The 25723-nt window shown below is 70.9% G+C and carries 24 protein-coding genes; 9 read left to right on the top strand and 15 right to left on the bottom strand.

The window, feature by feature from the left end:
• The first annotated feature begins 108 nt into the window (after positions 1-108).
• Together LPA41_RS18565 and LPA41_RS18560 are read left to right on the top strand one after the other, a co-directional pair.
• Positions 109-1305: an MFS transporter gene (locus tag LPA41_RS18565; RefSeq protein ID WP_229071887.1), complete on the top strand. Its 1197-nt coding sequence runs from the start codon at positions 109-111 to the stop codon at positions 1303-1305.
• 153 nt (positions 1306-1458) lie between these two features.
• Positions 1459-2055, top strand: coding sequence for a TetR/AcrR family transcriptional regulator (locus LPA41_RS18560; RefSeq protein WP_229071886.1), 597 nt, complete (start codon positions 1459-1461; stop codon positions 2053-2055).
• A gap of 433 nt (positions 2056-2488) precedes the next feature.
• On the opposite strand, the gene LPA41_RS18555 is transcribed toward LPA41_RS18560, so the two are convergent.
• From LPA41_RS18555 to LPA41_RS18545, 3 genes are read right to left on the bottom strand one after another with little or no spacing between them, the layout of a single operon-like run.
• Positions 2489-3832: a glycoside hydrolase family 1 protein gene (locus LPA41_RS18555; protein WP_255689876.1), complete on the bottom strand. Its 1344-nt coding sequence runs from the start codon at positions 3830-3832 to the stop codon at positions 2489-2491.
• Between the two features lie 11 nt (positions 3833-3843).
• Positions 3844-5034, bottom strand: coding sequence for an MFS transporter (locus LPA41_RS18550; RefSeq protein WP_229071884.1), 1191 nt, complete (start codon positions 5032-5034; stop codon positions 3844-3846).
• On the bottom strand, positions 5031-7049 hold the full coding sequence (locus LPA41_RS18545) for a hypothetical protein (protein WP_229071883.1): 2019 nt from the start codon (positions 7047-7049) through the stop codon (positions 5031-5033). The genes LPA41_RS18550 and LPA41_RS18545 overlap by 4 nt, the downstream gene beginning before the upstream one ends.
• A gap of 171 nt (positions 7050-7220) precedes the next feature.
• Between LPA41_RS18545 and LPA41_RS18540 the strand changes: the two genes are divergently transcribed.
• Positions 7221-8033, top strand: a complete 813-nt coding sequence (locus tag LPA41_RS18540; RefSeq protein ID WP_229071882.1) for a 1,4-dihydroxy-6-naphthoate synthase — start codon at positions 7221-7223, stop codon at positions 8031-8033.
• Here the strand turns inward: LPA41_RS18540 and LPA41_RS18535 are convergent.
• Together LPA41_RS18535 and LPA41_RS18530 are read right to left on the bottom strand one after the other, a co-directional pair.
• Positions 8030-8416: a cold-shock protein gene (locus LPA41_RS18535; RefSeq protein WP_229071881.1), complete on the bottom strand. Its 387-nt coding sequence runs from the start codon at positions 8414-8416 to the stop codon at positions 8030-8032. The genes LPA41_RS18540 and LPA41_RS18535 overlap by 4 nt on opposite strands.
• 117 nt (positions 8417-8533) lie before the next feature.
• Positions 8534-8737, bottom strand: a complete 204-nt coding sequence (locus LPA41_RS18530; RefSeq protein WP_229071880.1) for a hypothetical protein — start codon at positions 8735-8737, stop codon at positions 8534-8536.
• 79 nt (positions 8738-8816) lie between these two features.
• Here LPA41_RS18530 and LPA41_RS18525 point away from each other — a divergent pair, with 79 nt between their 5' ends.
• Both LPA41_RS18525 and LPA41_RS18520 read left to right on the top strand, forming a co-directional pair.
• Positions 8817-11279, top strand: coding sequence for a helicase-associated domain-containing protein (locus LPA41_RS18525; protein WP_229071879.1), 2463 nt, complete (start codon positions 8817-8819; stop codon positions 11277-11279).
• Positions 11280-11410: 131 nt separating this feature from the next.
• Positions 11411-13072 (top strand): DNA repair helicase XPB, encoded by a 1662-nt coding sequence (locus LPA41_RS18520; RefSeq protein ID WP_229071878.1) that lies wholly within the window; start codon positions 11411-11413, stop codon positions 13070-13072.
• Between the two features lie 140 nt (positions 13073-13212).
• Here the strand turns inward: LPA41_RS18520 and LPA41_RS18515 are convergent, their stop codons facing one another.
• The 8 genes from LPA41_RS18515 to ligD (LPA41_RS18480) all read right to left on the bottom strand — a co-directional run bounded on the left by LPA41_RS18515 (position 13213) and on the right by ligD (LPA41_RS18480) (position 20735).
• Complete coding sequence (locus LPA41_RS18515; RefSeq protein ID WP_229071877.1) at positions 13213-13902, bottom strand: GntR family transcriptional regulator; 690 nt, start codon at positions 13900-13902, stop codon at positions 13213-13215.
• Between the two features lie 20 nt (positions 13903-13922).
• A complete protein-coding gene (gene trpA / locus LPA41_RS18510) occupies positions 13923-14660 on the bottom strand; it encodes a tryptophan synthase subunit alpha (protein ID WP_229071876.1) in 738 nt (245 codons plus the stop codon).
• Positions 14657-15847 carry a tryptophan synthase subunit beta gene (gene trpB, locus LPA41_RS18505; RefSeq protein WP_229071875.1) on the bottom strand — a complete coding sequence of 397 codons (1191 nt, stop codon included), beginning with the start codon at positions 15845-15847 and terminating at the stop codon, positions 14657-14659. Before trpB ends, trpA begins: the two co-directional genes overlap by 4 nt.
• Positions 15848-15964: 117 nt before the next feature.
• Positions 15965-16927, bottom strand: coding sequence for an Ig-like domain-containing protein (locus LPA41_RS43005; protein WP_229071874.1), 963 nt, complete (start codon positions 16925-16927; stop codon positions 15965-15967).
• Complete coding sequence (locus LPA41_RS18495; protein ID WP_229071873.1) at positions 16879-17373, bottom strand: hypothetical protein; 495 nt, start codon at positions 17371-17373, stop codon at positions 16879-16881. The genes LPA41_RS43005 and LPA41_RS18495 overlap by 49 nt, the downstream gene beginning before the upstream one ends.
• Before the next feature lies 1 nt (position 17374).
• Positions 17375-18805 carry an Ig-like domain-containing protein gene (locus LPA41_RS18490; protein WP_229071872.1) on the bottom strand — a complete coding sequence of 477 codons (1431 nt, stop codon included), beginning with the start codon at positions 18803-18805 and terminating at the stop codon, positions 17375-17377.
• 72 nt (positions 18806-18877) lie between these two features.
• Positions 18878-19804: a non-homologous end-joining DNA ligase gene (gene ligD, locus LPA41_RS18485; RefSeq protein ID WP_229071871.1), complete on the bottom strand. Its 927-nt coding sequence runs from the start codon at positions 19802-19804 to the stop codon at positions 18878-18880.
• Positions 19791-20735, bottom strand: a complete 945-nt coding sequence (ligD, locus tag LPA41_RS18480; protein ID WP_229071870.1) for a non-homologous end-joining DNA ligase — start codon at positions 20733-20735, stop codon at positions 19791-19793. The genes ligD (LPA41_RS18485) and ligD (LPA41_RS18480) overlap by 14 nt, the downstream gene beginning before the upstream one ends.
• Before the next feature lie 63 nt (positions 20736-20798).
• Here ligD (LPA41_RS18480) and LPA41_RS18475 point away from each other — a divergent pair, with 63 nt between their 5' ends.
• The 3 genes from LPA41_RS18475 (at position 20799) to LPA41_RS18465 (ending at position 23662) form a co-directional block, all read left to right on the top strand.
• Positions 20799-21758, top strand: a complete 960-nt coding sequence (locus tag LPA41_RS18475) for a Ku protein (RefSeq protein WP_229071869.1) — start codon at positions 20799-20801, stop codon at positions 21756-21758.
• Between the two features lie 51 nt (positions 21759-21809).
• Positions 21810-22298, top strand: a complete 489-nt coding sequence (locus LPA41_RS18470) for an NUDIX domain-containing protein (RefSeq protein WP_229071868.1) — start codon at positions 21810-21812, stop codon at positions 22296-22298.
• 74 nt (positions 22299-22372) lie between these two features.
• Positions 22373-23662 carry an MFS transporter gene (locus LPA41_RS18465; RefSeq protein ID WP_229071867.1) on the top strand — a complete coding sequence of 430 codons (1290 nt, stop codon included), beginning with the start codon at positions 22373-22375 and terminating at the stop codon, positions 23660-23662.
• Positions 23663-23753: 91 nt separating this feature from the next.
• On the opposite strand, the gene LPA41_RS18460 is transcribed toward LPA41_RS18465, so the two are convergent.
• The gene (locus LPA41_RS18460; protein WP_229071866.1) at positions 23754-24293 is read right to left on the bottom strand and encodes a type 1 glutamine amidotransferase domain-containing protein; all 540 of its coding nucleotides are present in this window, start codon (positions 24291-24293) and stop codon (positions 23754-23756) included.
• Positions 24294-24339: 46 nt separating this feature from the next.
• A complete protein-coding gene (locus LPA41_RS18455) occupies positions 24340-24786 on the bottom strand; it encodes a DUF2231 domain-containing protein (protein WP_229071865.1) in 447 nt (148 codons plus the stop codon).
• 495 nt (positions 24787-25281) lie between these two features.
• Between LPA41_RS18455 and LPA41_RS18450 the strand changes: the two genes are divergently transcribed.
• Positions 25282-25719, top strand: a complete 438-nt coding sequence (locus LPA41_RS18450; RefSeq protein WP_229071864.1) for a DUF6232 family protein — start codon at positions 25282-25284, stop codon at positions 25717-25719.
• Positions 25720-25723 lie beyond the last annotated feature (4 nt).

Raw genomic sequence — 25723 nt, 5'->3', positions numbered from 1 at the left:
AACCTCGATTCATTCGTTTACCTCGAAGTCATTGCCGTTCATCGACGGGACCGGCATGCTGCGCTGAACAGCACGTGAATCGCCGCTGCGCCGGAGAAGCGAGGCCCGATGGACGACGTGAGCGGCACCCCGATGTCGGCCGCCGCGCGGGCCCGGCTGATCGGCGCGGGCTATGCGGCGCAGGGTCTCGGCTACGCGGCGGTGGTGACCGCGCTCCCCGCCTTCAAGGACCGGCAGGGCATCGACGACACGTTCGTCTCGGCGATCCTGCTGCTGGTCTGCGTGGCCGCGGCCGGTGGCTCGATGCTGGCCGACCGGGTCGCCGCTCGCTGGGGCAGCCGGTTCGCTCTCGCCTCCGGCCTGATGCTCGTCGCCGCCGGTCTGGCCGGCGCGACCGTCGCCTCGCCGAACGCGGTGTTCGCCACGATCCTGCTCGCCTACGGCGTCGGCCTCGGCGCGGTGGACGCGTCGCTGAGCATGCAGGGCGTCCTGGTGCAGGCCCGGCTGGGCCGCAGTGTGATGAGCCGGCTCTTCGCGGCGTACACGGCTGCCGCGATCGCCGCGGCCCTGCTGATGTCGGGTGTGCTGGAGAGCGGCGCGGGCGCCGAGCTCGCGGTCGGGGTGGCAGCCGTCTTCGCCGCGGTGGTCGCGGTGGTCGGCTGGCGCCTGTTCGAGCCCGGCCGGACACTGCGGTCGAGTGCGGCGCCGGACGGCGGTGGCGGCCGCGCGATCCGCCCGATCGTCCTGGTCTGCGGCATGTTGATCTTCACGGCGTTCCTGGTGGACTCGGCGATCAGCACCTGGAGCACCGTCTACCTCCAGGACTCGCTGGACGCGGCAGCCTCGGTGGCGCCGCTGGGCTACGCCGCCTACCAGGCAGCCGTGCTGGTCAGTCGGCTCGTCGCCGACCACGTGATGCCCCGGGCCGGCCGCCTGCCTGTCGTTCTCGGCTGCCTGACGGTCTGCGCGACCGGCTGCGGCCTGGTGGCGGCGCTGCCGTCGGTCGGCGCCGCGGTGGCCGGCTTCGCGATCGCCGGGATCGGCGTCGGCGTGCTGGTCCCGCTGGCGTTCAGCGCGGCCGGCGAGGCCGCGGCAGCGAACAGCGACGAGGTGATCGCCAAGGTGAACCTGTTCAACTACGGCGGCGCCCTGCTCGGCGCGGTGCTGCTGGGCGCGCTCTCCGAACCGGTCGGCCTGCGGGTCGCCTTCCTGATCCCGGTGGTCGTGGTGCTCCTGACGCTGCCACTGGCCCGCCGCCTGCGACACCTCGCCGGCACAGAGCCGGCCCTCAAGGCCGCCGGCTGAGCCGGCACCGAGCCTTCTGTCAGGGCCGCCGGCTGAGCCGGCACGGAGCCTTCTGTCAGGGCCGCCGGCTGAGCCGGCACGGAGCCTTCTGTCAGGGCCGCCGGCTGAGCCGGCACGGAGGCTTCTGTCAGGGCCGCTGGCTAAGCTTGCCGCGTGCCGAGGCTGGTCGACCGCGATCTGAGACGGGCCGAGCTGCTGACGGCGGCGTGGCGGGTGGTTCGCGCCCGCGGCGTGGAGGGCACCACCACCCGGGCCATCGCGGACGAGGCCGGGTGTTCGCTGAGCGTGCTCGCGCACTTCCTGGGCGGCAAGGACGACATCCTGGTGGCCGCACAGAAGGCGGTCTACGACCGGATCGTCGAGCGCGCCTTCCGGATCGGCGGCGACCTGTTCGGGCTGGACGGCCTGCGTGCCGCGCTGGAGGCGGTGCTGCCGCTCGATGCCGAACGGGCCGCCGACGCGCACGTCAACGTCGCGTTCGCCGGGGCCGCGCTGTCCCATCCCGGGCTCGCCGCGTCGCGTCGAAGCTCGCATCAGGAGATCCGGGTGCACCTCGGCGTCTGCCTGCGTGAGGCGCGGGAACTGGGCGAGCTGCGCGCCGGGGTGGACGACGACGCGGTGATCGACGACTTCATCATCCTGGTCGAGGGCAGCACGCTGCTCAGCCTGGTCGACGGATGGGCCGAGGAGGGCCGGGCCGAGCGCCTGACCCGCCTCGCCACCCAGTTCGTCGACCAGCTCCGCCGCTGACCCGGCGCCGCCCGGCGGCCGCCGCCGCACCCGGGATCACCGCCCAGCCGACACCCCCCCCCGCGCCCGCCGCCGCACCCGGGATCACCGCCCAGCCGACACCCCCCCCGCGCCCGCCGCCGCACCCGGGATCACCGCCCAGCCGACACCCCCCCCGCGGCCCCATTCTGGCCCGGTGACGCCGGACGCGCCGCCTGCGCCGGGATGTTGATCTGCTAGCGCTACGAAATCGCTGTGATCATGGACCTGAAACCGCGATTTCGTAGCGCTAGCAGATCAACAACGCCACGCGGGCCCACCGCAGCGCCCATACCTCGGGGCGAGGCCGGCCAGCGCACCCGGGCAAGACCAGCCGACGCCCAGGACAAGACCGGCGGACCGAGACCGGCGAGCAAGATTGGCGGGCCAAGACCGGCGGGCCGGAACGCCTGGGTCAGCGGTGGGGCTGGGCCGCGATCAGGTCGCGGAACCAGTACCAGGAGTCCTTGCGAGTGCGGTTCAGCGTCTCCCGGTCGACGTGCACCAGCCCGAACCGCTCGTCATAGCCGGCCGCCCACTCGAAGTTGTCCAGCGCCGACCAGACGTAGTAGCCGTCCACCCGTACCCCCGCCTTGATGGCGTCGGAAACCGCGCGCAAGTGGGCGTCCAGGTAGGAGATGCGCCGGTCGTCATGGACCCGGCCGTCCGGCCCGGGCGGCGCGTCGTGGAACGACGCGCCGTTCTCCGTGACGATCACCGGTGGCAGGTCCGGGTACCTGTCGCGCAGCGTCACCAGGATCTCGGTGAGCCCGGACGGCACGACGGCCCAGCCGAAGTCGGTGCGTTCGTCGCTCTTCACCGGCACCGGCGAGAACGGCATCCCTTCCGGGATGTCGACCTCGAGCACGCCCGCGTAGTCCTTGCCCTCCCGCGGCGCCTCGATCATCGTCGGCTCGTAGTAGTTGACCCCGTAGAAGTCGAGGCGCGCCCGGATCAGTTCCAGGTCGCGGTCCAGTTGCGCGCCGCCGGTGCCGATCCCGGCCACGATCATTTCGTTCGGGTACGCCCCCCGCAGGATCGGATCGGAGAAGGTCCAGTTCGTCAGGTCCTCGAAGAGACCGGCGGCCGCCACGTCCGCCGGGTCGTCGCTCGCCGGCATGACCGGGAAGTGCTGGCTCGCCACGCCGACCGTCGCCGCGCCGTGCTCCCGGAGCACCTGCACGGCCAGCCCGTGTGCGAGCAGCTGGTGGTGTGCCGCGGGCAGCGCGCCCAGGCCGAGGCCGCGGGCGGGGGCGTGGTCGGTGAGCGCGTAGCCGTACAGCGTGTGCACGTTCATCTCGTTCATGGTGATCCAGTCCCGGACCCGGTCGCCGAGTCGTGTGACGAGCGTGCCGGCGTGGTCGGCCAGCCGGTGGGCGGTGTCCCGGTTCAGCCAGCCCCCGGTGTCCTCCAGGCTCTGCGGCAGATCCCAGTGGTAGAGCGTGGGCACCGGCCGCACCCCGGCCGCGAGCAGGCTGTCGACGAGCCGGTCGTAGAAGTCGATGCCGCCGGAGAGCACCCTCGGCCAGGAGAACGAGAACCGGTAGTCGTGCGTCCCGGCCGCCGCGATGTGCGCGACGTCCTCGGCGTACCGGTGGACGTGGTCGATCGCGACCCGGGCGTCCTCGCCGTGCCGGATGGTGCCGGGCCGGGCGGCGAAGGTGTCCCAGATGCTGGGGCACAGCCCTGCGGTGCCCTCGATCTGGTGGGACGAGGTCGACATGCCGAACCGGAAACCTGGTGGGAGCTGGGGATACAAGACGACCCTTCCTATCGGAGTGCGTGCAGGCGGGGCAGCGCCGCCAGCGCGAGCAGCGCGGCACCACCGGTGAGCAGGTAGAGCGCGGGATAGCCGCCGAGCCCGGTGACGATCGGCGCGGCGAGCACCGGCGCGAGCAGCTGGGGCAGGGTGCCGGCGATGTTGGCGACGCCGAGCATCGTGGCGCGGGTGCCGGCGTCCGGCAGCACGTGCGTGATCACCGCCATGTCGACCGCGATGTAGGCGCCCCAGCCCAGCCCGACCAGCGCCGCGGCGACGACCACGACGGCCGTCACCGGCACGAGCGCCATCAGCGTGGTGCCGGCCGCCATCACCACGGCGGCGACGGCCACGAACGCCCGGCGGCGCGCCCACCGGTCCGAGAGCACGCCGCCGAACCCACCGGCGAGGCCGGCGAAGAGCACGTTGACCACGGTCAGGATCAGCACCCAGAGCGCCGGGTCGGCGACGCCGACGGAGTCCGACAGGTAGTAGAAGAGGTAGACCAGGACCAGCGCGTTGCTGAGGTTCAGCAGGAAGCGGATCAGCCAGGCCCAGGCGAACTGCCCGCCCGGACGCAGCAGAACCGCCCAGTCGGTCCGTTCCCGGACGGTCGCGGCGACCGGGCCGTCCCGGTGCAGGATCAGCAGGGCCGCACCCAGGGCGGGCACCGCGATCGCGACCGCGACGTAACCGGGCGCACCCTGACCCACCACGACGGCCAGGGCGGTGCCGAGCACGACGCCGACGATCTGGGCCACGCCGAAGATCGAGCCGACTGCGCCCCGCTGCCGCTCCGGCACCCGGTCGCCGATCATCGCGGCGAGCGCGGCCAGCGGCCCGTTCAGGCCGGCCTGCACCAGGCACCAGCCCAGCACCATCGTCGTCCGGGTGTCCGCGCCGGCCAGCACCAGCAGGCCGGCCATGCCGACCGCGGCGCCGGCCAGGAAGACCGGCCGGCGCCGTGACCCGATCCGGTCGGAGAGCGCACCCCAGAGCGGGTTCGCCACCATCGACACGGCTGCGCCCCAGGCGGTCACGAAGGCGAGCAGCGCCTCCTTGCCCTCCTCGCCGGCCAGCCGGGCCGCCTGCTCCGGGAGCAGGATCTGGATGGGGCCGAACCAGCCCGCCGCCACACCGACCATGGCCAGGCCATAGGCGGTCATCCAGCGGCGGCGGACCGGCGCTTCGACAACTGTCACGCACGAGCCCTTTCCCACATCACCGTGTACGCCTCGGCGCCGCTGAGCAGCTGCCGGCGAAGCTTGGCGGCGTCGGCTCCGGACTGGTTCAGCAGGTCGGTGAGCCAGTCGGCGTAGAGCCCGTACTGCGCGACGCCGTCGGTGTTGAGGTCGAACGTGCGGCTGCCGTACACCTGCTTGGTGACCGTGGTGCCGTTGGTGGCGGTGAACGGGTAGGTCAGCGGGCTGGATCCGGCGTTGAGCCGCGGGGCGGCCTGCGGGCCGAGACCGTTCACGTCGGTGCCGACCCCGTACCCGGTGATCTTCGAGGCGTTGGCGAGTCCCTGGTGCGCGCGCCACTCGTCGAGGAAGGTCGGGGTGTCCTGGCCGTCGTCGGTGGCGGCGAAGGCGTAGCTGGCGACGAAACCGCCCAGGCCCAGGATCCGGTTCACGATCGTCGGGTCCGACCAGGTGTGCACCGAGGTCACGCCCGGGTATCCGGCCTGCTGGGCGATGTCCAGGACCGCCTGCGCGGTCTTCACACCCATGTGGTCGATGTGGATGATCATGCCGCGGTCGATCATCTGGTTGACGAGGTACGAGCCCAGCGACGTCAAGCCACGGGTGTTGCAGATCTTCCCACTGGGGTAGACGGGCAGCACCGCACCGGCGGGCAGGCCGACGCCGAGCTGGAGCAGCCGCGCGAAGTCGTCGCTGACCAGCGGCTGCTCGTTGTCGGACGGGCCGGTGCAGCTGGTCGCGGTCCACCAGTGCCCGCTGGACAGGAACTGACCGACATTGATTGCGGCGCCGGTGACCCCTTCGTCGAACCGGGTGCCGCCGAACGCGTTGTCGAACTTGTGCACCGGGTAGACCCCGCTCACGCCGAGGCTTTCCAGCTCGTCGAGCCCGGCGTCGATGTCCGCGGTGGTGCACTGCGGCACGTCCTTGATCTCGCGGCATCCGAAGAGTTCGGAGTTCTCCACGCCGATCGTGACGGCCAGTTTGCCCTGCGCGGCGATCTGCCGGACCTGCGCCGGCGTGGTCGCCAGCCGGAACCAGCCCTTGCCCGGACCACCGCTGCGGGCGTCCACGTAGTCCTGCATCTTGCGCAGGTAGGTCGCCTGTGCCCGGATCTGGTCCATCTCGTCGCAGGAGGTGTGCTGCGGCGTCAGCTCGCAGATCACCCGGTTCGCCACCAGCAGCGCGTTGTGCACCCGCTGACCGGACTTCCAGGCCCGTTCCAGGCTGCGGAAGTACGACGCCTCGTGCAGCATCGTGTCGTTCTGCGGCCAGTCACCGAAGGTCGGCCAGCCGTCCTCGGCCGAGTTGATCGGGTCGGTGCCCGCGATGATCGCCTCGAGCAGGGCACCCCAGCCGAGCGTGCCGTGCGAGGCACAGCCCTTCAGTGCCACCGTGACACCACCCGGGGCGTACGCGTCACCGCAGTGCAGCGACCCCCCGAACCCTTCCGCCGCGGTGATGTGCGAGTGCGCGTCGATCCAGCCCACCAGCTTGCCGCCGGAGTCCACCCCGGGTGCCGGGGTGCCGCTGACGCCTGTCGCGATGTCCGGGTTGGCCGCGCAGCCGGAGGCCGGGGCGAACGCGAAGGTGGCGTTCCCGGCCCCGAACCCGCCGAGGTGGACGCCCGCCTGCTGACCGGTGGCGGTGGCGACGAGCCGGTAGCGGCCGTCGGACGCGGAGACGGTCCAGTCGGACCGCTCGCCGTACTCGGTGCCGGCCCAGATCCAGCCCAGCACGCTCTGGTAGATCGGGGCGCCGGTGGAGTCGCGGATCGCGTACCGGCCGAGCTGGGTGGCCTCGAACCGAAACTTCTCGGCCTTCGCCGCGGTGCCGGTGTATCCGTACCCCACGCTGTCCTTGAAGACGTAACCGTTCGGCGCCTGGAGGGTGACGCACGCACCCTCCAGATCATTGGCGGGCGTCCAGGTCGCGGCTTGGGCGGCGGGCGCGGGCAGCCCACCTACCAGGCCGAGCACCAGGACGCCCGCGGTCAAATTCCGGAACCGGGCCACGGGACACCCCCTTTGATCGATCAAATGATCCAACAAGGCGGAGTGTAAGAATTGTCACGTCCCAGATCCAGATATGAACGTGAATCTTTTTTCCAGGCGCACGCCGGATGTGGGGAGCTAGACAGCGGCCGCCGCGGGCACTCGGCGCCGGGCGCGGCTAGCGTGAGTGTCGTGGAACTGACGCTCGCGGTCTCCCCGTGCCCGAACGACACCTTCGTCTTTCACGCGCTGATCCACGGGCTGGTGCCCGGCGCCCCGCGGGTGAACCTCACGTTCGCCGACGTCGACGTGACGAACACGGCGGCCCTGGACGGTCGATTCGACCTGGTCAAGGTGAGTTACGCGGCGCTGCCGTGGCTGCTCGACGACTACGAGCTGCTGCACTGCGGTGGCGCGCTCGGCCGGGGCTGCGGCCCCCTCGTGCTGGCCCGGGAACCGCTCGACGACCTCACCGGCAGGACGGTGGCGGTGCCGGGTGACCGCACCACGGCATACCTGCTGTTCCGCCTCTGGTCCGCGGCCCACCCGCCGGCCCGCATCGAGGTCGTGCCGTTCCACGAGATCATGCCGGGCGTCGCCGCCGGCCGTTACGACGCCGGCCTCGTCATCCACGAGGCGCGCTTCACCTACCAGCGGTACGGTCTGACCGCCCTGGCCGACCTCGGCGAGTGGTGGGAGGGCGACACCGGCCTGCCGATCCCGCTCGGCGCGATCCTCGCCAAGAAGGGCACGGTCGACCCGGCCCAGGCGACCGAATGGGTGCGTGCCTCGCTCCGCCAGGCGTGGCTGGACCCGGCGGCGAGCCACGACTTCATCCTCGCCAACGCGCAGGAGATGGAGCCGGCGGTCGTGAAGCAACACATCGAGCTCTACGTCAACGAGTTCACCCTCGACCTCGGCCAAGACGGACTCGCCGCCGCCGACGCCCTCCTGGGACGCGCAGCGGCGGCGGGTCTGACGCCACCTGTGAAACCGTTCCTCTAAATCTCGAACTCGCGGGCGACCGCGTGCACCAGCTGTGCGATCTTCAGCGAGGTCTTCTTGTCCGGGTAGCGGCCACGCTGCAGCGACGGCTGCACCGAGCTCTCCAGGACCTTGATCATGTCTTCGATCATGCTGGCCAGCTCGTCCGCCGGACGGCGGCGCAGCTCGGCCACCGACGGCGGGGCCTCCAGCAGCTTCACGCCGAGCGCCTGCGCGCCCTTGCGGCTGTCGACCACGCCGAACTCGATCCGCTGACCGGTCTTCAGCTCGGTGACCCCGGTCGGCAGCGAGCCCTTGGGCAGGAACACGTCGCCGCCCTCATCACTGGTGACGAACCCGAATCCCTTAGCCGCGTCGTACCACTTCACTCGACCCGTGGGCACCGCTGACCTCAACTTCACTCAATGGACACAACTGCTCACGGCAAGGCTATCCAGACGCGGGCCCGGACCCAACTGCAATCTCACCCGGCGGTGCCGGCGGACGGGTCGGTCAGGCGCTCACTCCTGGGTGAACGTCGGGGTGTAGATGAGGTTCTCCACGGGGAGCGGGAAGGTGATGTCGTCACCGAACGGCGAAGGAGCCGCGGCCCGGTCGGAGATCAGCTCCGAGACGTGCATCTGACCCTTCATGTCCACCCCTCGCGGGGCGCCCTTGGGGCTGGCGGACACCTGGGTGCCCGGCATGTTGGCCTTCGACGCCACGTTCAGTCCTCCTCGTAATCGAGGTCCGGCCACGCCCGGACCCACCACCATCGTCCCATGAACGTTAGCGTTGAAGGCGATGGCCACCACATTCGCCGATCAACTACGGTCGCTACCCGACGAGGCTCTGGGCACGCTCATCCAGCTGCGCCCCGACCTCGTCGTGCCGGTGCCCGCCGACATCTCGGCCCTCGCCGTACGCGCACAGTCCCGCAACTCGGTCGCCCGCTGCCTGGACGGGCTGGACGAGTTCACCCTGCTGATCCTCGACGCGACCCGCCTGAGCCGGGCCACCACGACCGCGCTCACCTCGGTGGACGCGATCCTCGAGCTCACCGCCGGGGTCGATCCCGACGACGTCCGGGCGGCGATCGACCGGCTCCGGGCCCGGTTCCTGCTGCACGGCCCGCCGGAGGCGTTGCAGGTGGTGGGCGCGGTCGACGAGGTCACCTCGCCCTACCCGGCCGGCCTCGGCCGCCCCGCCGACTTCCTGGACGCGCAGGCCGGCGCCCTCGTCGCGGACCGGGCGAAGCTGCGCCGCACCGTGCTCTCCGCGCCGCCGGCCGCCCGCGCCGTCCTGGACCGGCTGGCCGCGGGTCCCCCGATCGGGGCCCTCAACAGGGCCTCCCTCAACCGGGCCGCGCCCGGCCGGGCAGACGACGGCACGCCGGACGGCGGCAAGCCGGACACCGACCGGGCGGAGGTCGCCGAGCCGGTCCGCTGGCTTGTCGACCAGCACGTGCTGGTGCCGGTCTCCGAAGCCGGCCGCGCCCCGCGCCCCGACGGCGAACTCGTCGAGCTGCCGCGCGAGATCGGCATGCTGCTGCGCCGCGAGACCGGCCCGCTCGGCACGCTGCGCCCGGCCCCGCCGCTGCCGGACGGCCCGGTGCGTGACCCGCGCGCCGCCGACTCGGCCGGCGCCGGTCAGGTGATGGAGGCGGTCCGCGCCACCGAGGCGATCCTGGAAGCCTTGGCCGCCGAGGCCGCGCCCGTGCTGCGAGCCGGCGGCCTCGGCGTCCGCGACCTGAAACGTCTGGCCAAGGCCGCCGGGGTGGACGAGGCCGCGGCCGCCCTCCTGATCGAGACGGCGTACGCGGCCGGCCTGATCGGCGAGTCCGAGGTCGGCGCCCGCAGCGCCGGCGGCCCGGCACCGGACGTCTTCCTGCCCACCGGGGCGTACGACCTGTGGCGTGCCGCCGGTGTCGCCCAGCGCTGGGCCACCCTGGCCCGGTGCTGGCTGGCGATGACCCGGCAGCCGGGCCTGATCGGCCGCCGCGACGACCGGGACCGCCCGATCAACGCGCTCGCACCGGACGCCGAACGCGCCGGGGCACCGCAGGCTCGCCGGGAGGCGCTGGACGCCCTCGCCGACCTCGGTACGGGCGCCGCGCCGCCGGTCGACGCCCTGCTCGGGCTGCTGCTGTGGCAGGCCCCGCGACGGGCCCGCGGCCGCGAGGTCGCGCACCGGGACGCCTACGCGGGCGCGGCCGTGCTCGGGGTGACCGGGCTGGGCGCGCTCACCTCGTACGCCCGCCTGCTCCTGACCGATCCGGAGCCGGACGAGACCGACCCGCTGGGGTTGCACCCGGCGGAGGCCCCGGCCGACGCGGTGCGGGCGCTCGACGAGCTGCTGCCCGCGCCGGTCGATCACGTCCTGGTGCAGGCCGACCTGACAGTGGTCGTGCCGGGACCGCCGGAACCGGAGCTCGCCGCCGAACTCGACGCGGTCGCCGAACCCGAGTCGGCCGGCGGCGCCAGCGTCTTCCGGGTCACCCCGGCGAGCGTGCGGCGGGCGCTCGACATCGGGTACCGCGCCGATGACCTGCACACCCTGTTCCGCCGGCGGTCCCGCACACCGGTGCCGCAGACGCTCACCTACCTGATCGACGACACCGCGCGCAAGCACGGCGGCCTGCGCAGCGGCTCGGCCGGCTCCTACCTGCGCAGCGACGACGAGGCGCTGCTCGCCGAGGTGCTGGGCGACAAGCGGCTGGTGCCGGTGGACCTGCGCCGGATCGCGCCGACGGTGCTGGTCAGCCCGCGCCCGGTGGCCCGGCTGCTGGGCGCGCTGCGGGAGGCCGGTTATGCCCCGGTCGCCGAGGACGCCGGTGGCGCGACGGTGCTCACCCGGCCGAAGGCGCGACGGGCGGTGACGCGTACCCCCCGGGTGCCCGAACCTCTCGGCCCGCCGCTGCTGGCCGGTCCCCGCCTGGCCGGCGTGGTCGAGCAGCTGCGCCGCGGCGACATCGCGACCCGTGCGGCCCGCCGCGCCCCCGTCACCGTGCGTGCCGCGCAGGGTCAGGCGGTGCCGGGGCTGACCGCGGTGCAGCAGCACAGCCAGGCCATGGCGGTGCTGCAGCAGGCGGTGCGGGACAAGGCCCGGGTCTGGGTCGGTTACGTCGACTCGCACGGCGCCACGCTGTCCCGGCTGGTCAAACCGGTGTCGCTGAGCGCCGGTTACCTGCGTGCCGAGGACGAGCGCGGCGAGAGCCTGCACACCTTCGCCCTGCACCGGATCACCGCGGCGGTCACCGAGGAGTGAGCGTCCTTGCCGGGCCGTGCACCCCCGTCAGCACACGGCCCGGCACCATGTACACGCTTGAGCGCTCCGAAATGTTGCAGCCGATTTCCGTGGCACACTGGAGGGTCGGCTTTACTACGGAGGGTGTACGGGTGAGCGACGGACCACTGATCGTGCAGTCGGACAAGACCCTGCTCCTGGAGGTGGATCACCCCGACGCCCACGCGTGCCGGATGGCGATCGCCCCGTTCGCGGAGCTGGAACGGTCCCCGGAGCACGTGCACACTTATCGGCTGACCCCGCTCGGGTTGTGGAACTCGCGAGCCGCGGGCCACGACGCCGAAAGCGTGGTCGACGCGCTCATCAAATTCTCGCGGTACCCGGTGCCGCACGCGCTGCTCGTCGACATCGCCGAGACGATGGACAGGTACGGGCGGCTCCAGCTGGCCAACGACCCGGTGCACGGCCTCGTCCTGCGCGGCCTCGACCGGATCGTGCTGGTCGAGGTGGCGAAATCGAAGAAGCTGGCCGGCATGCTCGGCGCCCGCATCGACGACGAGACGATCGCGGTGCACCCGTCCGAACGCGGCCGGCTCAAGCAGGCACTGCTGAAGCTGGGCTGGCCGGCCGAGGACCTGGCCGGTTACGTCGACGGCGAGGCGCACCCGATCGACCTGGCCGAGGACGGCTGGAAACTGCGGTCCTACCAGCAGGAAGCGGTCGACGGTTTCTGGGCCGGCGGTTCGGGCGTCGTGGTCCTGCCTTGCGGCGCCGGCAAGACGCTCGTGGGCGCGGCGGCGATGGCCACCGCGAAAGCGACCACGCTGATCCTGGTGACCAACACGGTCGCCGGCCGGCAGTGGAAACGGGAGCTGATCGCGCGGACCTCGCTCACCGAGGAGGAGATCGGGGAGTACAGCGGCGAGCGCAAGGAGATCCGGGCGGTCACCATCGCGACCTACCAGGTGCTCACGTCCCGTCGCGGCGGCGCCTTCACCCACCTCGACCTGTTCGGCGCCCGCGACTGGGGCCTGGTCATCTACGACGAGGTCCACCTGCTGCCCGCGCCGATCTTCCGGTTCACCGCCGACCTGCAGGCCCGCCGCCGGCTCGGCCTCACCGCCACCCTGGTCCGCGAGGACGGCCGCGAGGGCGACGTCTTCTCGCTGATCGGCCCGAAACGCTACGACGCGCCTTGGAAGGACATCGAGGCGCAGGGCTGGATCGCCCCCGCCGAGTGCGTCGAGGTCCGGGTCACCCTGACCGACGCCGAGCGCATGGCGTACGCGGTGAGCGAGTCCGAGGAGCGCTACCGGGTGGCGGCCACCGCCCGCACCAAACTGCCCGTGGTCAAGGCGCTCGTCGAGAAGCACCGCAACGAGCAGGTGCTGGTCATCGGCGGATTCCTGGACCAGTTGCACGAGCTCGGCGACTACCTGGACGCCCCGATCGTGCAGGGCAGCACCACCAACAAGGAACGGGAACGGCTCTTCGACGCCTTCCGCGACGGCTCGCTGCGGACGCTGGTGCTGTCCAAGGTCGGCAACTTCTCGATCGACCTGCCCGAGGCGGCGGTGGCGATCCAGGTCTCCGGCACGTTCGGTTCCCGCCAGGAGGAGGCGCAGCGGCTGGGCCGGGTCCTGCGGCCCAAGGGCGACGGGCGGCAGGCCCACTTCTACTCGGTCGTCTCCCGGGACACCATCGACACCGAGTACGCGTCCCACCGCCAGCGCTTCCTGGCCGAGCAGGGCTACGCCTACACCATCGTCGACGCTGACGACGTTCTCGGCCCACCCCTCCCGAAGATCGACTGACTTCCGGGGCCGCGCTCGAACAAGAGTTCGAATAGACTGCTTCGTAACGACGGACTGACGAGGTCAACCTGGTCAGAGCCGCCGGCAGACAACGCTCTCTGCGGGGCATCCGGCCGCCGCGCCAGCCGTGACCGGCGGGGTCAGCCGGCGGCCCCCCATTGCAGGGAGAGGCGGGTGGCAGCGCGTTCGGCGCGGATCTCGAGCAGGTCGCCGAGGATGACGGCTCGGTCCTCGACCAGGATCCGGTCGTCGAGGCCGTAGGTGGTGCGGGCGCTCACGAAGACCGGGCTGCCCGCGTCCCGTCGCAGGTGGGCGGCGAGTTCCTCGGGCAGCAGGCCGGGGATGATCCGTTCGGAGGCTCTGGCGATTGTCACGCCGGCGGCTGCCAGGGTGGCGTACAGCGACACCGCCCGGAAGTCGACGCCGTCCAGGGCAGGCGCCATGTCCGGGCGCACCCGTGACGTCTGGTGGATCGCGGGCCGGCCGCCGAGCAGGCGCAGGCGTTCCAGGACGCCGTCGTGGTGTGCCAGGACCCGGGTGGTCACCTCGTGGCCCTGTTCGCGCAGGTCCTCGACGAAGCTGCGCAGCGTGTCGACCCGGTAGGCGGCGTGGGCCGGGGTCACGAAGGTGCCCCGGCCTGCCTGCTGCACGATCAGCCCCTGGTCACGGAGTTCCTGGAGGGCCTGCCGCAGCGTCATCAGCGTCACGCCGTACCCGGCGCTGAGTTCCCGCTGGGCGGGCAGGGCGTCGCCGGGCCGGTAGACGCCGTCGCGGATCTTCTCGGCCAGGTCGGTGGCGATGCGCCGATAGGCCGGTATCCGATCCGCCATGCTCCTCCTGTCAGGGTCCCTCAGACCGTCACAGTATCGAGGCCCGCGCGGAACCCGGCGAGGGCCGCACCCAGCTGCTCCGGCTCGTCGCCGTCCAGGATCCGGCGCATCAGCGCGGCACCGACGACCACCCCGTCGCAGACGCCGGCGGCGGCTGTCGCATGCTCCGGCCGGGAGATCCCGAAGGCGAGCAGCACCGGCTTGCCGGTGAGTTCCCGCAGCCGCCCGGCGAGGCGTACGCCGGACTCGGCCAGTTCGTCGCGTTCGCCCGTGGTGCCCATCACCGAGATGGCGTAGACGAAGCCCCGGCTGCGCTCGGCGATCTCGGCGAGCCGGTCGGGCGGGGTGGTGGGCGCGGCCAGCAGGGTGAGGTCCACACCGTTCGCGACGGCGGCGTCGGAGAGCGCCCCGGCCTCGTCCAGGGGGAGGTCGGGGACGATCAGGCCGCGTACGCCCGCTTCGGCCAGGTCCGCGCAGAACCGGTCCGCGCCCCGGTGCAGGACCAGGTTGTAGTAGGTCATCGCGATCAGCGGGATGCCGATCCGCACCCCGGCCAGGTCGGCGAGCACGCTCCGGGTGGTGACGCCGCGCCGCAGCGCCCGGTCGGAGGCCTCCTGGATGGTGGGTCCGTCCAGGATCGGGTCGGAGAACGGCAACCCGATCTCGATGGCGTCCGCGCCGTTGCGCTCGTACTCCTGCAGGTATCGCGTCCAGTCCGGCCGGATGCCGCCGGTCAGGTAGGGGACGAGCATCTTCATGACGCCTCCATCAGGGTCGCCACGTCCTTGTCGCCGCGCCCGGAGAGCGTGACGAGCACTGTCGAGAAGGGCGGCAACTCACCGGACTCCGCGGCCTTGATCACCCAGGCGATGGCGTGTGCCGACTCCAGCGCCGGCAGGATCCCTTCGGTACGGGCCAGCCGGTGCACCGCCGGCACCACCTCGTCGTCGTCGACCGTGACGTACCGGGCCCGCCCGGCGTCGTTGAGGTGCGCGTGTTCCGGCCCGACGCCCGGGTAGTCCAGGCCGGGGGCGACCGAGTGCGCCTCGCTGACCTGGCCGTTCTCGTCCTGCAGCAGGTAGGACCGGAACCCGTGCAGCACACCGACGACCCCGGACGCGACCGCCGCTCCCCCGGCCGCTTCGACACCGATCAGTTGGGCGCCGGTGTCGACGAACCCGGCGAACGTGCCGGCCGCGTTGGAGCCGCCGCCGACGCAGGCCACCACGTAGTCGGGTACGCCGGTGCTCAGTTCGGCCGCGCACTGCCGTCGCGCCTCGTCGCCGATGACGCGCTGGAACTCGCGGACCATCCACGGGTACGGGTGCGGCCCCATCACCGAGCCCAGGCAGTAATGCGCCTCGTCGACGCATGTCACCCATTGCCGCATCGCTTCGCTGGTGGCGTCCTTGAGGGTGCGGCTGCCGCCGGTCACCGGCACCACCTCGGCGCCGAGCATCTTCATCCGGAAGACGTTGAGCGCCTGCCGTTCGATGTCCTTCTCGCCCATGTAGACCGTGACGGCGAGCCCGAGCAGCGCACCGGCGGTCGCGGTGGCCACGCCGTGCTGCCCGGCACCGGTTTCGGCGAGCAGCCGGGTCTTGCCCATCCGGCGGGCGAGCAGCGCCTGCCCGAGCACATTGTTGATCTTGTGCGAGCCGGTGTGTGCCAGGTCTTCGCGCTTGAGCAGCACGTTGACGCCGAGTTCGGCGGAGAGCCGCCAGGCCGGGGTGAACGCGGTGGGCCGACCGGCGTGCACGGCCAGCAGCCGGTCCAGGTCGCGGCGGAACCGCGGGTCGCCCCAGGCGTCGCGGAACGCCTCCTCGATCGCCGCGCACGCCGGGATCAGCGATTCGGGAACGAACCGGCCGCCGTACTCGCCGAACCGTCCCCGCTCGCCGGGGTCACTCATCACGCTGCTGGAGGGCAGCACGAGCTCGGACATGACTCACCCCACTGTTCTAGAACTCTACAGTTCTAGAACAGTGTTGCACGCACCGCTCGAAACGCAAACCGGCCCGGCTCCCATCGCGGGGGCCGGGCCGGCTTCGAACGGTTCGGATCAGCGGCGGTACCAGGTACGGGTCGACGTCTTCGTCACGTTGCCCGCCTTGTCGTACGCCCGCAGCTGGACCTTGATCTTCTTGCCGTACTTCTTGGTGTTGACCGAGAACTTGTACGCGGCCTTGGCGTCCTTGGCGACCACCTTGCCGTTGACCAGCAACTCGACCCGGGCCACCCCGTTCTTGTCGCTCGCCGACGCGGTCACCTTCACGGTGCCCTTGACCTTTGCCTTGTTCTTCGGCGCCTTGGTCACCTTCAGCTGGGGCCTGGTGCTGTCCACGACGACGGTGCGGCGAGCGGTCGTCCGGTTGCCGAGGCGGTCCTCGACCGTCCAGCGGATCTCCCGCTTCCCGTCGGCGAGCTTCCGCACCAAGGTGCACACCGGTTTGCACGTCATCACGGCACCGCGGCTCCGGTCGAGGACCACGACCGACTCGGTGTTCGCGTCGACCGCACGGAACGAGGTCGTGACCTCCGGCCCCCGGACGACAGCACCGGGCTTGGGCGACACCCAGGTGACCGCCGGACCTGTCACATCCACGATCACGTTCCGGGTGATCGAGGTGACGTTGCCGACCTCGTCGTAAGCCTTGAACGTCACCCGGGCCGTCCGGCCCCTGATCCCGAAGTCGTGAACGTACTGCTCACCGGAGCCGCGCCGCACGCCGTCCACCCACCACTCGGTGCGGTCCACGCCCGAGCGGTCAAGCGCGTAGGCGTTCAGGGCAGTGCGACCCCGGCCCACCACGCCTGGGAACGACTGGAAATTCGCGGTCGGCCCGGCGCCGTCGACGTAATAGCCCTGGCCGTAGGTCGTCTCATTGCCCGCCCGGTCGGCCACCCGCAGGTGGATGGGCTCGTAGCTGTTGGCGTAGGGCCGGACGTCCCAGGTGAAGGTCCATGGCGCCGACTTCACCACGTGACCTTGAGTCGACGTGATCGAGACGGTGTCCGCGGACACGCCGGACGCCTTGAAGGTGATGACTCCGCTCCGAACGGTGCCCCCTCCGGTGTGAACGTCGCGACGGGTGCGACGGTGTCGACACGCACCCGGGAGACGGCCTCGCCGAAGTTGCCCGCGGCGTCGAAGGCACGGACCGTGAGGTCTACCTCCTGCCCGTCGAACTTGACGTGCGGCTCGAACGGGATGCTCACGAAACCCGGCCACACCGGCTGCGCCCGCTGCAACTCGCCGTTGATGAGAAAGTCCACGCGGACGACGCGCACGTTGTCGCTGTAGACCGGCGTGAGCCGCTGGGATCCCCCGAGGTACTCGCCATCGGCCCGACCGGTCGAGGTGACCACCGGCTTCGTCCCGTCGACGGGCTCGTCCGCCGACGCCGGCGCCCCCGCACCGAGGACGAGCGACCCGGTCAGGGCCGCGACTCCCGCAGTACGACGCAGCATGTCAGCGCCTCCACGTGCGAGCGCTGGTCGTGGTCACGTTGCCCGCCCTGTCGTACGCCCGCAGCTGGACCTTGATCTTCTTGCCGTACTTCTTGGTGTTGACCGAGAACTTGTACGCGGCCTTGGCGTCCTTGGCGACCATCTTGCCGTTGACCAGCAACTCGACCCGGGCCACCCCGTTCTTGTCGCTCGCCGACGCGGTCACCTTCACGGTGCCCTTGACCTTTGCCTTGTTCTTCGGCGCCGTGCCGAACGCCACCTTGGCGCCGGTGTTGTCGACGGTGACGGCCCGCCGGACCACGGTCGTGTTGCCGACCCGGTCGTAAACGGTCCAGGTCAGCGTCTTGCGGCCGTCGCGACCGGCGGCGATCGAGGCGGTGTACGGGGCCGCCGTGTCCGCCTTCGCCCCGGCCAGCAGCGCCGAGTGGATGCCGGACGGGTCGTTCGCCCGCACAGCCGACGAGATCCGGCTGCCGCGCACGAGTGCCGCCGGCGACGTGACCTGCACGGCCGGGCCGGTGTTGTCGACGACCACCGAGTACCGCCTGGTGGCGACGTTGCCGGCCGGGTCCTGCGCCCGCAGGTCGACGGCCGCAGTCCGGTTCGCCGAGCCGGTGTTCCAGGTCCAGGCCGGCGACGTGGACTGCGCCTTGCCGTCCAGCCGCCACTCGACGGCGGCCTTGCCCTCGTCCTTGATCGACGCGGACAGTGTCCCGGTGCCGCCGACCCGCCCGTTCGTGGACGTGAACGTGGTCGCGCCCACCGTGCGGCGCCAGGTGAGCCCGCCCAGCTGGGGCAGCTCGTTGTCCATGTGCCAGACGGTGTGGATGACGTTCTCGTTGCCGGCCTGGTCGTAGAGGTACAGCATCGGGAAGTCCCGCTGCCCCACGGTGTTCCAGGTGAGCGTCCACGGCGCCGCGGTGGCTCGCGCCCACTCGACGCGGGTGTCCAGGTGCACCAGCTTGATCAGCGTGGTGTCCGGCGACACGCCGGTGAGGGTGACCGAGGCGGTGCCGCGCAGGGAGTGGCCGAGCGGCGGGTTCAGGGTCGCGGTCGGCAGGTCGCGGTCGACCATGACGGTGGCGGCGGCCTCCGCCACGTTGCCGGCCGCGTCGTGGGCCCGGATCAGGATGTCGACCGGCCCGGGCGAGCGCACCAGCCCGAAGTCCGGCCGGACGGTGATCTCCTCGCCGGCGCCGGTGACCGTCACGTCGGCCAGGCGTACCCGCGCGTGCAGCACCTCCACCCGGACCACCCCGACGTTGTCGGCGACCTTCATCGTGAGGGTCGGCCGGAGCCCGACCAGGCCCGACTGCATGCCGGTGTCCACGATGCGCGGCGCCTGCTCGTCGGCCGCGAACGCCGGCGCGGGGCCGGCCACGATCAGCGCGCCGGCGACGGTCGCCGACACTGCTGCGTGAGAAATCTTCAAGTGTCACTTCCCCAGGAGAAAGCCGGACTCAGCCATTGATCTTGAATGGCGCCGCCAGCATAGGGCCGTGGATCACTTTCGTCGATACGCCTCCGGTACGACGTTTCCGCTGTCGAGCATGCCGGCCAGCAGATCGCCGTGCTCCTCGACCCGTTCCAGCACCTCGTCGGCCCCGAACTGCCGGGCCGGCACCTCGCCCGTCGCCATCGCCATCACCTCGTCCCAGGTCAGCGGCGTGGACGCGGTCGGCCTCTCCCCCGCGCGCAGCGAGTACGGCGTCACCGTCGTCTTCGCCGCGTTGTTCTGGCTCCAGTCGATGAAGATCTTGCCCGGCCGGACGGCCTTGGCCATCTTCGCGGTGATCGAGCCGGGGACCATCGCCGCCAGCTCCTCGGCGACCTTCTTGGCGTACGCGGAGACGACCTCACTGTCCTGGGTGCCGGAGATCGGGCAGCACAGTTGCATCCCTTTCTTGCCGGACGTCTTCGGGTAGGCGTCGATGCCGTCCGCGGCGAGCCGGTCGCGCATCAGCATCGCCACCGCACAGCACTCCGTCAGACCGGCCGGCGCACCCGGGTCCAGGTCGACCACCATGAGGTCCGGGTCGGCGCCGACCCGCCACTGCGGGGTGTGCAGTTCGAGCGCGGCCAGGTTGGCGAGCCAGACCAGGGTCGGCAGGTCGTCGACCACCACGTACTCGATGGTTTCCCGGCTCTTCGTGGACCCCGGCGCCGCCAGGGTCTCCAGGCGCACCCATCCGGGCGTACCCGCCGGCTTGTTCTTCTCGAAGAAGTGCGCGCCCCCGACCCCGTTGGGGAAGCGGATCCGGGTGGCCGGCCGGTCCCGCAGGTGCGGCAGCATGACCGGCGCGATCCGGGTGTAGTAGTCGATGACCTCGCCCTTGGTGAAACCGGCCGCCGGGTAGAGGACCTTGTCGAGGTTGGACAGGTCGACGTCGCGGCCCTCGATGCTCACCGCGAACCGGTCACGTGGGGTCATCGTCGGCACACTCCGCGGGCGTCTTGTCGTCGCGCAGCCGCAGGAAACGGGGGAACCGCAGGCGACGGTCGGGTGTCTGGTTGCCGTACCGGATCTCGGCCACCAGCTCCGGGCGTACCCAATGTGCTCCTCGCGAATCCTCCCGCGGTACCGCGCCCGGCGCGAAGGGCGACCTCGGCGCCGCCAGCGGCTCCAGCCGTGCCAGCAGGTCCTTCTCGGCCGCCGCGCCGATGCCCCCGCCGACCCGGCCGCGGAACGCCAGACCCTGCGGGGTGGGCACGCCGATCAGCAGCCCGCCCAGCTTGCGGGCGCCCGGCCGCCAGCCGCCGATCACGTAGTCGCCGGTCCGGTCGAACTTCACCTTCACCCAGTCCGGTGACCGCCGGCCGGGCAGGTAGACCGAGTCGGAACGCTTCGCCATCACGCCCTCGAGCCGGTTCTCCCGCGCCGCGGCCACGGTGGCCTCGCCGTCCCGGAACGTGGGCGGGACCATCCAGCTCGTCCCGGCAAGGCCGAGTTCCTCGAGCCGTTCGCGCCGGGCCAGGTACGGCAGGCCGGTGTGATCCATGCCGTCCTGGAACAGCACGTCGAAAATCAGGTACGTGACCGGGGCCGTGATCGCGAGCCGGTCCGCCCGGATCGGGTCGCGGACGTGCATCCGCTCGGCCAGCGCGGTGAACGACGGGCGCCCGGCCGCGTCGAAGACGACCATCTCGCCGTCGAGCAGGGTTCCCTCGGGCAGACGCAGGCCGGCGATCTCCGGGTAGGCGGCGGTGACCACGGTCCCGGAGCGCGCGAAGAGCTGCGGCGGGCCGCCACCGAAGAGGGCCAGGACGCGGACACCGTCCCACTTGAACTCGTAGTTCCACCCGGGGCCCTCCGGCAGCGGGCCCGCCGTCGCAAGCATCGGCGAGAGGGGAGGACCCGGCACCCGATCACCATAGGCAGAAGCAATCACCTTACGCAGGCGTCCCAGTGATGCGATTCTGATTCCATGCGGGCGATCTGGAAAGGCGCTGTCTCGTTCGGCCTCGTGTCGATCGCGGTCAAGCTGTATTCGGCGACCGAGGAGAAGGACATCCGGTTCCACCAGGTGCATCGCACCGACGGTGGCCGGATCAAGTACCAGCGCACCTGCTCCGTCGACGGTGAAGTGGTCAGCTACGACGACATCGCCAAGGGGTACGACATCGGCGGCGGCGAAATGGTGATCCTGACGGACGAGGACTTCGCCGACCTGCCGCTGAGCACGTCACGGGCCATTGACGTGCTGGAATTCGTGCCGGCCGAGCAGATCGACCCGATCCTGTTCGCCAAGTCCTACTATCTGGAACCCGAGGGCCAGGCCGCCAAGCCGTACGTCCTGCTGCGCGACGCCCTGCGCGACGCCGACCGGGTCGCCATCGTCAAGATCGCGATTCGCCAGCGGGAACAGCTCGCCACCCTGCGGGTCCGCGACGACGTGCTGATCCTCAACACCATGATGTGGCCCGACGAGGTGCGCACCCCCGACTTCGGGTTCCTCGACGAGGACATCGAGACCCGCCCCGCCGAGCTCGCGATGGCCAGCTCACTGATCGACTCGATGGCCGGCAGCTTCAACGCGGAGGACTTCACCGACAACTACCGGGCCGCGCTCCAGGAGGTCATCGACGCCAAGGTCGAGGGCCGCGAGGTGGTCCAGCCGGAAGAGGCCGAGGAGGCGCCGGCGGCGGCGATCGACCTGATGGCGGCGCTCAAGGCCTCCGTCGAACGCGCCCGCAAGGCACGATCCGATTCCGGTACGGAATCCGACGCGCCGGCCCCGGCCGAGAAGACCGCCACCGCCGCCCCGGCCAAGAAGAGTGCCGCCACCAAGAAGGCCGCACCCGCCAAGAAGGCCGCGACGGCCAAGAAGGCGACAACTGCGAGGAAGTCCACGTCCGCCGAGAAGCCCGCCAAGAAGTCCGCGTGACTACGCTCGGTCCATGGGTTTCGTGTGTGTGGTCGGCGGCGGGGTGGCCCGGTGGCGCTGACATGGGGAGAGTCCTACCTGGGCCGGGTCCGGGCGAGCGTCGGTGACACCGACACCATCTTCTTCGTCGGGGCCCGGACCGTGCTCTTCGACGACGAGGGCCGGCTCCTGCTGATCCAGCGCTCCGACAACCATCGCTGGGCCATCCCGGCCGGTGCGATGGAGCTGGGCGAGAGCATGGAACAGTGCGCGATCCGGGAACTGTGGGAGGAGACGGGCCTGCGGGCCACGTCGCTCACGCCGTACGCGTTCTACACGGAGTACACGTACACCAACCAGTTCCAGCACACGTACCAGCAGGTGCTGATGTCGTTCGTGGTGCACAGCTGGGAGGGCGAGCTGCTCCGCCAGACCGACGAGAGCGTGGACGCCGGCTTCTTCCCGCTCGACGCGCTGCCGGGCGAGAAATCCCTGATCATCGACGAGGCGCTGACCGACCTGGAGGAGTTCCGCCGGACGGGCCGGCTCGTCATGAAGTGACAGGCGCGACGCGCGCCCGCCCGGGCGGAAAACCCGGTGCGGGCCGGGCGGCGCCTGCGGCAGGATGACCCTTCGTGACCGACCGTAAGCGCCTGGGGCTCGACCTGACGCCCCTGCGTACCTCGCGGGACTTCCGGTTCGTCTTCATCGGCGGCGTCGTCACGAGTTTCGGCTCGTTCATCAGCTACGTCACCATCCCGTACCAGGTGGCGAAGCTGACCGACGACCCGCTGATGGTCGGCCTGATCGGCGTCTGCGAACTCGCCCCGATCCTGTTCATGGCGTTCGTCGGCGGCGCGCTTGCCGACTACATCGACCGGCGGCTGCTGGTCCGCGGCGCCGAACTGGCGCTCGCCGCCATCTGCGGCATCCTGCTGATCAACTCACTGTCCGACGAGCCGCACCTGTGGCTGCTCTACGTCGCTGCGTTCCTCACCGCGACGGTGGCGAGTGTGCAACGCCCGGCCCTGGACGCGATGGTCCCGCGCCTGGTGAAACCGGACGAGCTGCCGGCCACCATGTCGCTCCAGTCGCTCGGCGCACAGTTCGCCCAGCTCCTCGGCATGCCCCTGGCCGGCATCCTGCTGGCCAGCTTCGACCTGGCCTGGGTGTACGCGTTCGACCTGCTGACCTTCGTCGTCTCGCTGATCTGCCTGACCCTGGTGCGTGCCGTCCCGCCGCCACCGGCCGCCGACCGCCCGTCGTTCTCCAGCGTCGTCACCGGCCTGCGGTACGCCAGGTCCCGCCCGGAACTGCTCGGCACCTATCTCGTCGACATCAACGCGATGTTCTTCGGCATGCCGTCCGCGCTCTACCCGTTCCTGGCGAACAAGCTCGGCGGTCCCGGCGTGCTCGGCCTGCTCTACGCCGCACCCGCCGTCGGCTCGCTGATCGCCACGCTCGGCTCCGGCTGGACGGCCAGGGTGCACCGGCACGGCCTGATGGTGCTCGTCGCCGCGGCCTTCTGGGGCGTCGGCATCATCGGTGTCGGCCTCTCCGGAACCCTCTGGCTGACCCTCTTCTGCCTGGCCTTCGCCGGTGCCGCCGACATGATCTCCGGCATCTTCCGCATGATCATGTGGAATCAGACGATCCCGGACCACCTGCGCGGGCGCCTGGCCGGCATCGAGATGCTCTCGTACACGACCGGGCCGCTCGCCGGCCAGCTCCGCTCCGGCCTGATGGCCCGCACCTCCCTGGGCATCTCCGGATCGATCTGGGTGGGCGGCGTCCTCTGCGTGGCCGGCAGCATCGCGCTGGCCGCGGCGCTGCCCAAGCTGGTCCGCTACAACGGCAAGGACGGCATGGCCCTGAAGAAGGCCGCCGACGAGGAATGGGCCGCCGCCGCGGCCGGCCGTTCCTGACCAGGGCGGCTCGGCCGCGGTGCGTGGGGTGGCCGCGCGTCGCGACCGAGCCGGACCGGGGACGGGATCCGCGGACCCCGTACCCGAGAAGTCAGGCCGCGATCTCCGCGATCATCGCCTTGCAGAAGGCCGGCAGGTCGTCCGGTTTGCGGCTGGTGACGAGGCCGTTGTCGACGTGAACCTCCTCGTCGACCCAGGTGGCGCCGGCGTTCACCAGGTCGGTGCGCAGGCTGGGCCAGCTGGTCAGGGTGCGCCCCTCGACGACACCCGCCTCGATGAGGGTCCAGGGGCCGTGGCAGATAGCGGCCACCGGCTTGCCGGCGCTGACGAAGTCGCGGACGAAACGGACCGCGTCGGAGTCGGCGCGCAGGAAGTCGGGGTTGGCGACACCGCCGGGCAGGACCAGGGCGTCGTAATCGGCCGGATCGGCGTCGCTGACGCTCTTCTCCACCGGGTAGGTGCCGGCCTTGTCCATGTGATTGACGGCCTGAATCTCGCCATTCTTGATCGAGATCAGTTCGGCCGTTCCGCCGGCGGATTCCACGGCCTTGCGGGGTTCGGTGTATTCGACCTCTTCCACACCGTCGGTGGCCAGGAAGGCCACCCGCTTGCCATTTATCGAAGCCATCATCGCTCCTTCCGCTGTTCGCGCCGTCAGTAGCTGCGGTTCTCAGCCGTCAGTACGTGCGGTTCCCTGCCGCGGCCCGGGCAAACGCCGGGGCGTGGCCGGTCGCGAGCTTTCCGGCGAACCAGGCACCGAAGATCGACAGCGCGAGCGCGAGCAGTTCGACGACGAACAGGCCACCACCGATGGCACGGTCGGAGGCTTGCACGCGGAGCATCAGGATGACGGCGAAGATCACCAGCGCACCCATGTTGATCAGGCCGCGGAGGACGCCGAGGCGGCGCGCGTCCGCGTTGCGCACGAACATCACGTCGACGGCTCCGGCCAGGGTGGCGAGCAGGCCGCCCACCAGCCCGGCGATGATGTTCCAGTACGCCAGGGCCCCCAGCATGCTAGGTCCCCCCAGCAAGTCGGCCATATCGAACATTACTGCCATCGCGAACAACCCGAGCGGGAACATCACCAAGATTGGCTGCACCGCCTGGTTCGCGACCCTCAACCGGCTCTCCATTCGGCTTCAGCCTTCCCACCTGCGAAAATACAGGTTCGTCGCGGCATCCGCAGTTGGCCTACCCGGTCCGCCCCGGGCTGAAACGCCGGTGCCGGCGCCGCACCCGTGCCCGCAGCGGGGCACAAGAAGCTTCTACGCAATCTGCAACATGGCAGGTTGAGTGATGGCGAACTGCTCTGTGGCGTGCTGTACTACGAGTAAGGCAAAGAGGGTGGAGTCGGAGGGAGAAGACGAACAACGGCACCCGGCGGCAAACGGGTGCCGTTGTCACCTCTACGGCACTTTCACTGATCAATTGCGGCCCGAACCGTCTGTCCCGGCTCTGAATCTGTACGGCTCTGAATCTGTTACGGCTCTGAATCTGTTACGGCTCTGAATCTGTACGGCTCTCATCGTTTGCGACACGCGAGGCGGGGACGTCCCTCGCGCCAATGGTGGCCCGCACTTCTCCCCCTCGCAAGGGAAAGCGAAGAGGAGTTCGCCATGCGCCAACGCACCTATTATCACGGGCCCGACGCCATGGTGACCGACGATCTTTTCGTCTGGAGAACCGTCTCGGCACAGCACACGTTCACCGTCCGCGAACTGCGCAACGTCGGCCTGGTCCAGTCACCGGCACGGATGCGCCCGTTCGCCCCCGCGCTCGCCGTCGGTGTCCTGTTCGCCGCGGTCGCCGGCTGGACCCTGCTGCCGACCCACAAGTGGTACATAGCGGGATTCCTCGCCGTCGCGGCACCAACCGTGATGGCCCTGTGGCGCCAGCCAGGCCGCTGGGAGTTGCACGCCCAGTACCGGAGCCAGGCGGTGGTGCTCTACTCCGCCTCCGACGCGCGGGTCTTCAACCAGGTGAGCCGGGCGCTGCGCAGAGCCATGGAGGATTCCGGCCGTACACCTCGAGGTTATGGCCTCGCCGCGGCCTGACCAG

It is taken from the genome of Actinoplanes sp. DH11 (assembly GCF_020873875.1).
GTDB lineage: Bacteria > Actinomycetota > Actinomycetes > Mycobacteriales > Micromonosporaceae > Actinoplanes.
This window is presented reverse-complemented; position numbering and strand designations above follow the sequence as displayed.

Bases quoted from the DNA above. Each gene is read 5' to 3' on its own strand.
- trpB (WP_229071875.1), bottom strand. From the start codon at position 15,847: ATGTCCGAGCTCGTGCTGCCCTCCAGCAGCGTGATGAGTGACCCCGGC.
- LPA41_RS18450 (WP_229071864.1), top strand. From the start codon at position 25,282: ATGCGCCAACGCACCTATTATCACGGGCCCGACGCCATGGTGACCGAC.
- LPA41_RS18460 (WP_229071866.1), bottom strand. From the start codon at position 24,293: ATGATGGCTTCGATAAATGGCAAGCGGGTGGCCTTCCTGGCCACCGAC.
- ligD (WP_229071871.1), bottom strand. From the start codon at position 19,804: ATGACCCCACGTGACCGGTTCGCGGTGAGCATCGAGGGCCGCGACGTC.
- LPA41_RS18495 (WP_229071873.1), bottom strand. From the start codon at position 17,373: ATGCTGCGTCGTACTGCGGGAGTCGCGGCCCTGACCGGGTCGCTCGTC.
- LPA41_RS18525 (WP_229071879.1), top strand. From the start codon at position 8,817: ATGGCCACCACATTCGCCGATCAACTACGGTCGCTACCCGACGAGGCT.
- LPA41_RS18475 (WP_229071869.1), top strand. From the start codon at position 20,799: ATGCGGGCGATCTGGAAAGGCGCTGTCTCGTTCGGCCTCGTGTCGATC.
- LPA41_RS18565 (WP_229071887.1), top strand. From the start codon at position 109: ATGGACGACGTGAGCGGCACCCCGATGTCGGCCGCCGCGCGGGCCCGG.
- trpA (WP_229071876.1), bottom strand. From the start codon at position 14,660: ATGAAGATGCTCGTCCCCTACCTGACCGGCGGCATCCGGCCGGACTGG.
- LPA41_RS18515 (WP_229071877.1), bottom strand. From the start codon at position 13,902: ATGGCGGATCGGATACCGGCCTATCGGCGCATCGCCACCGACCTGGCC.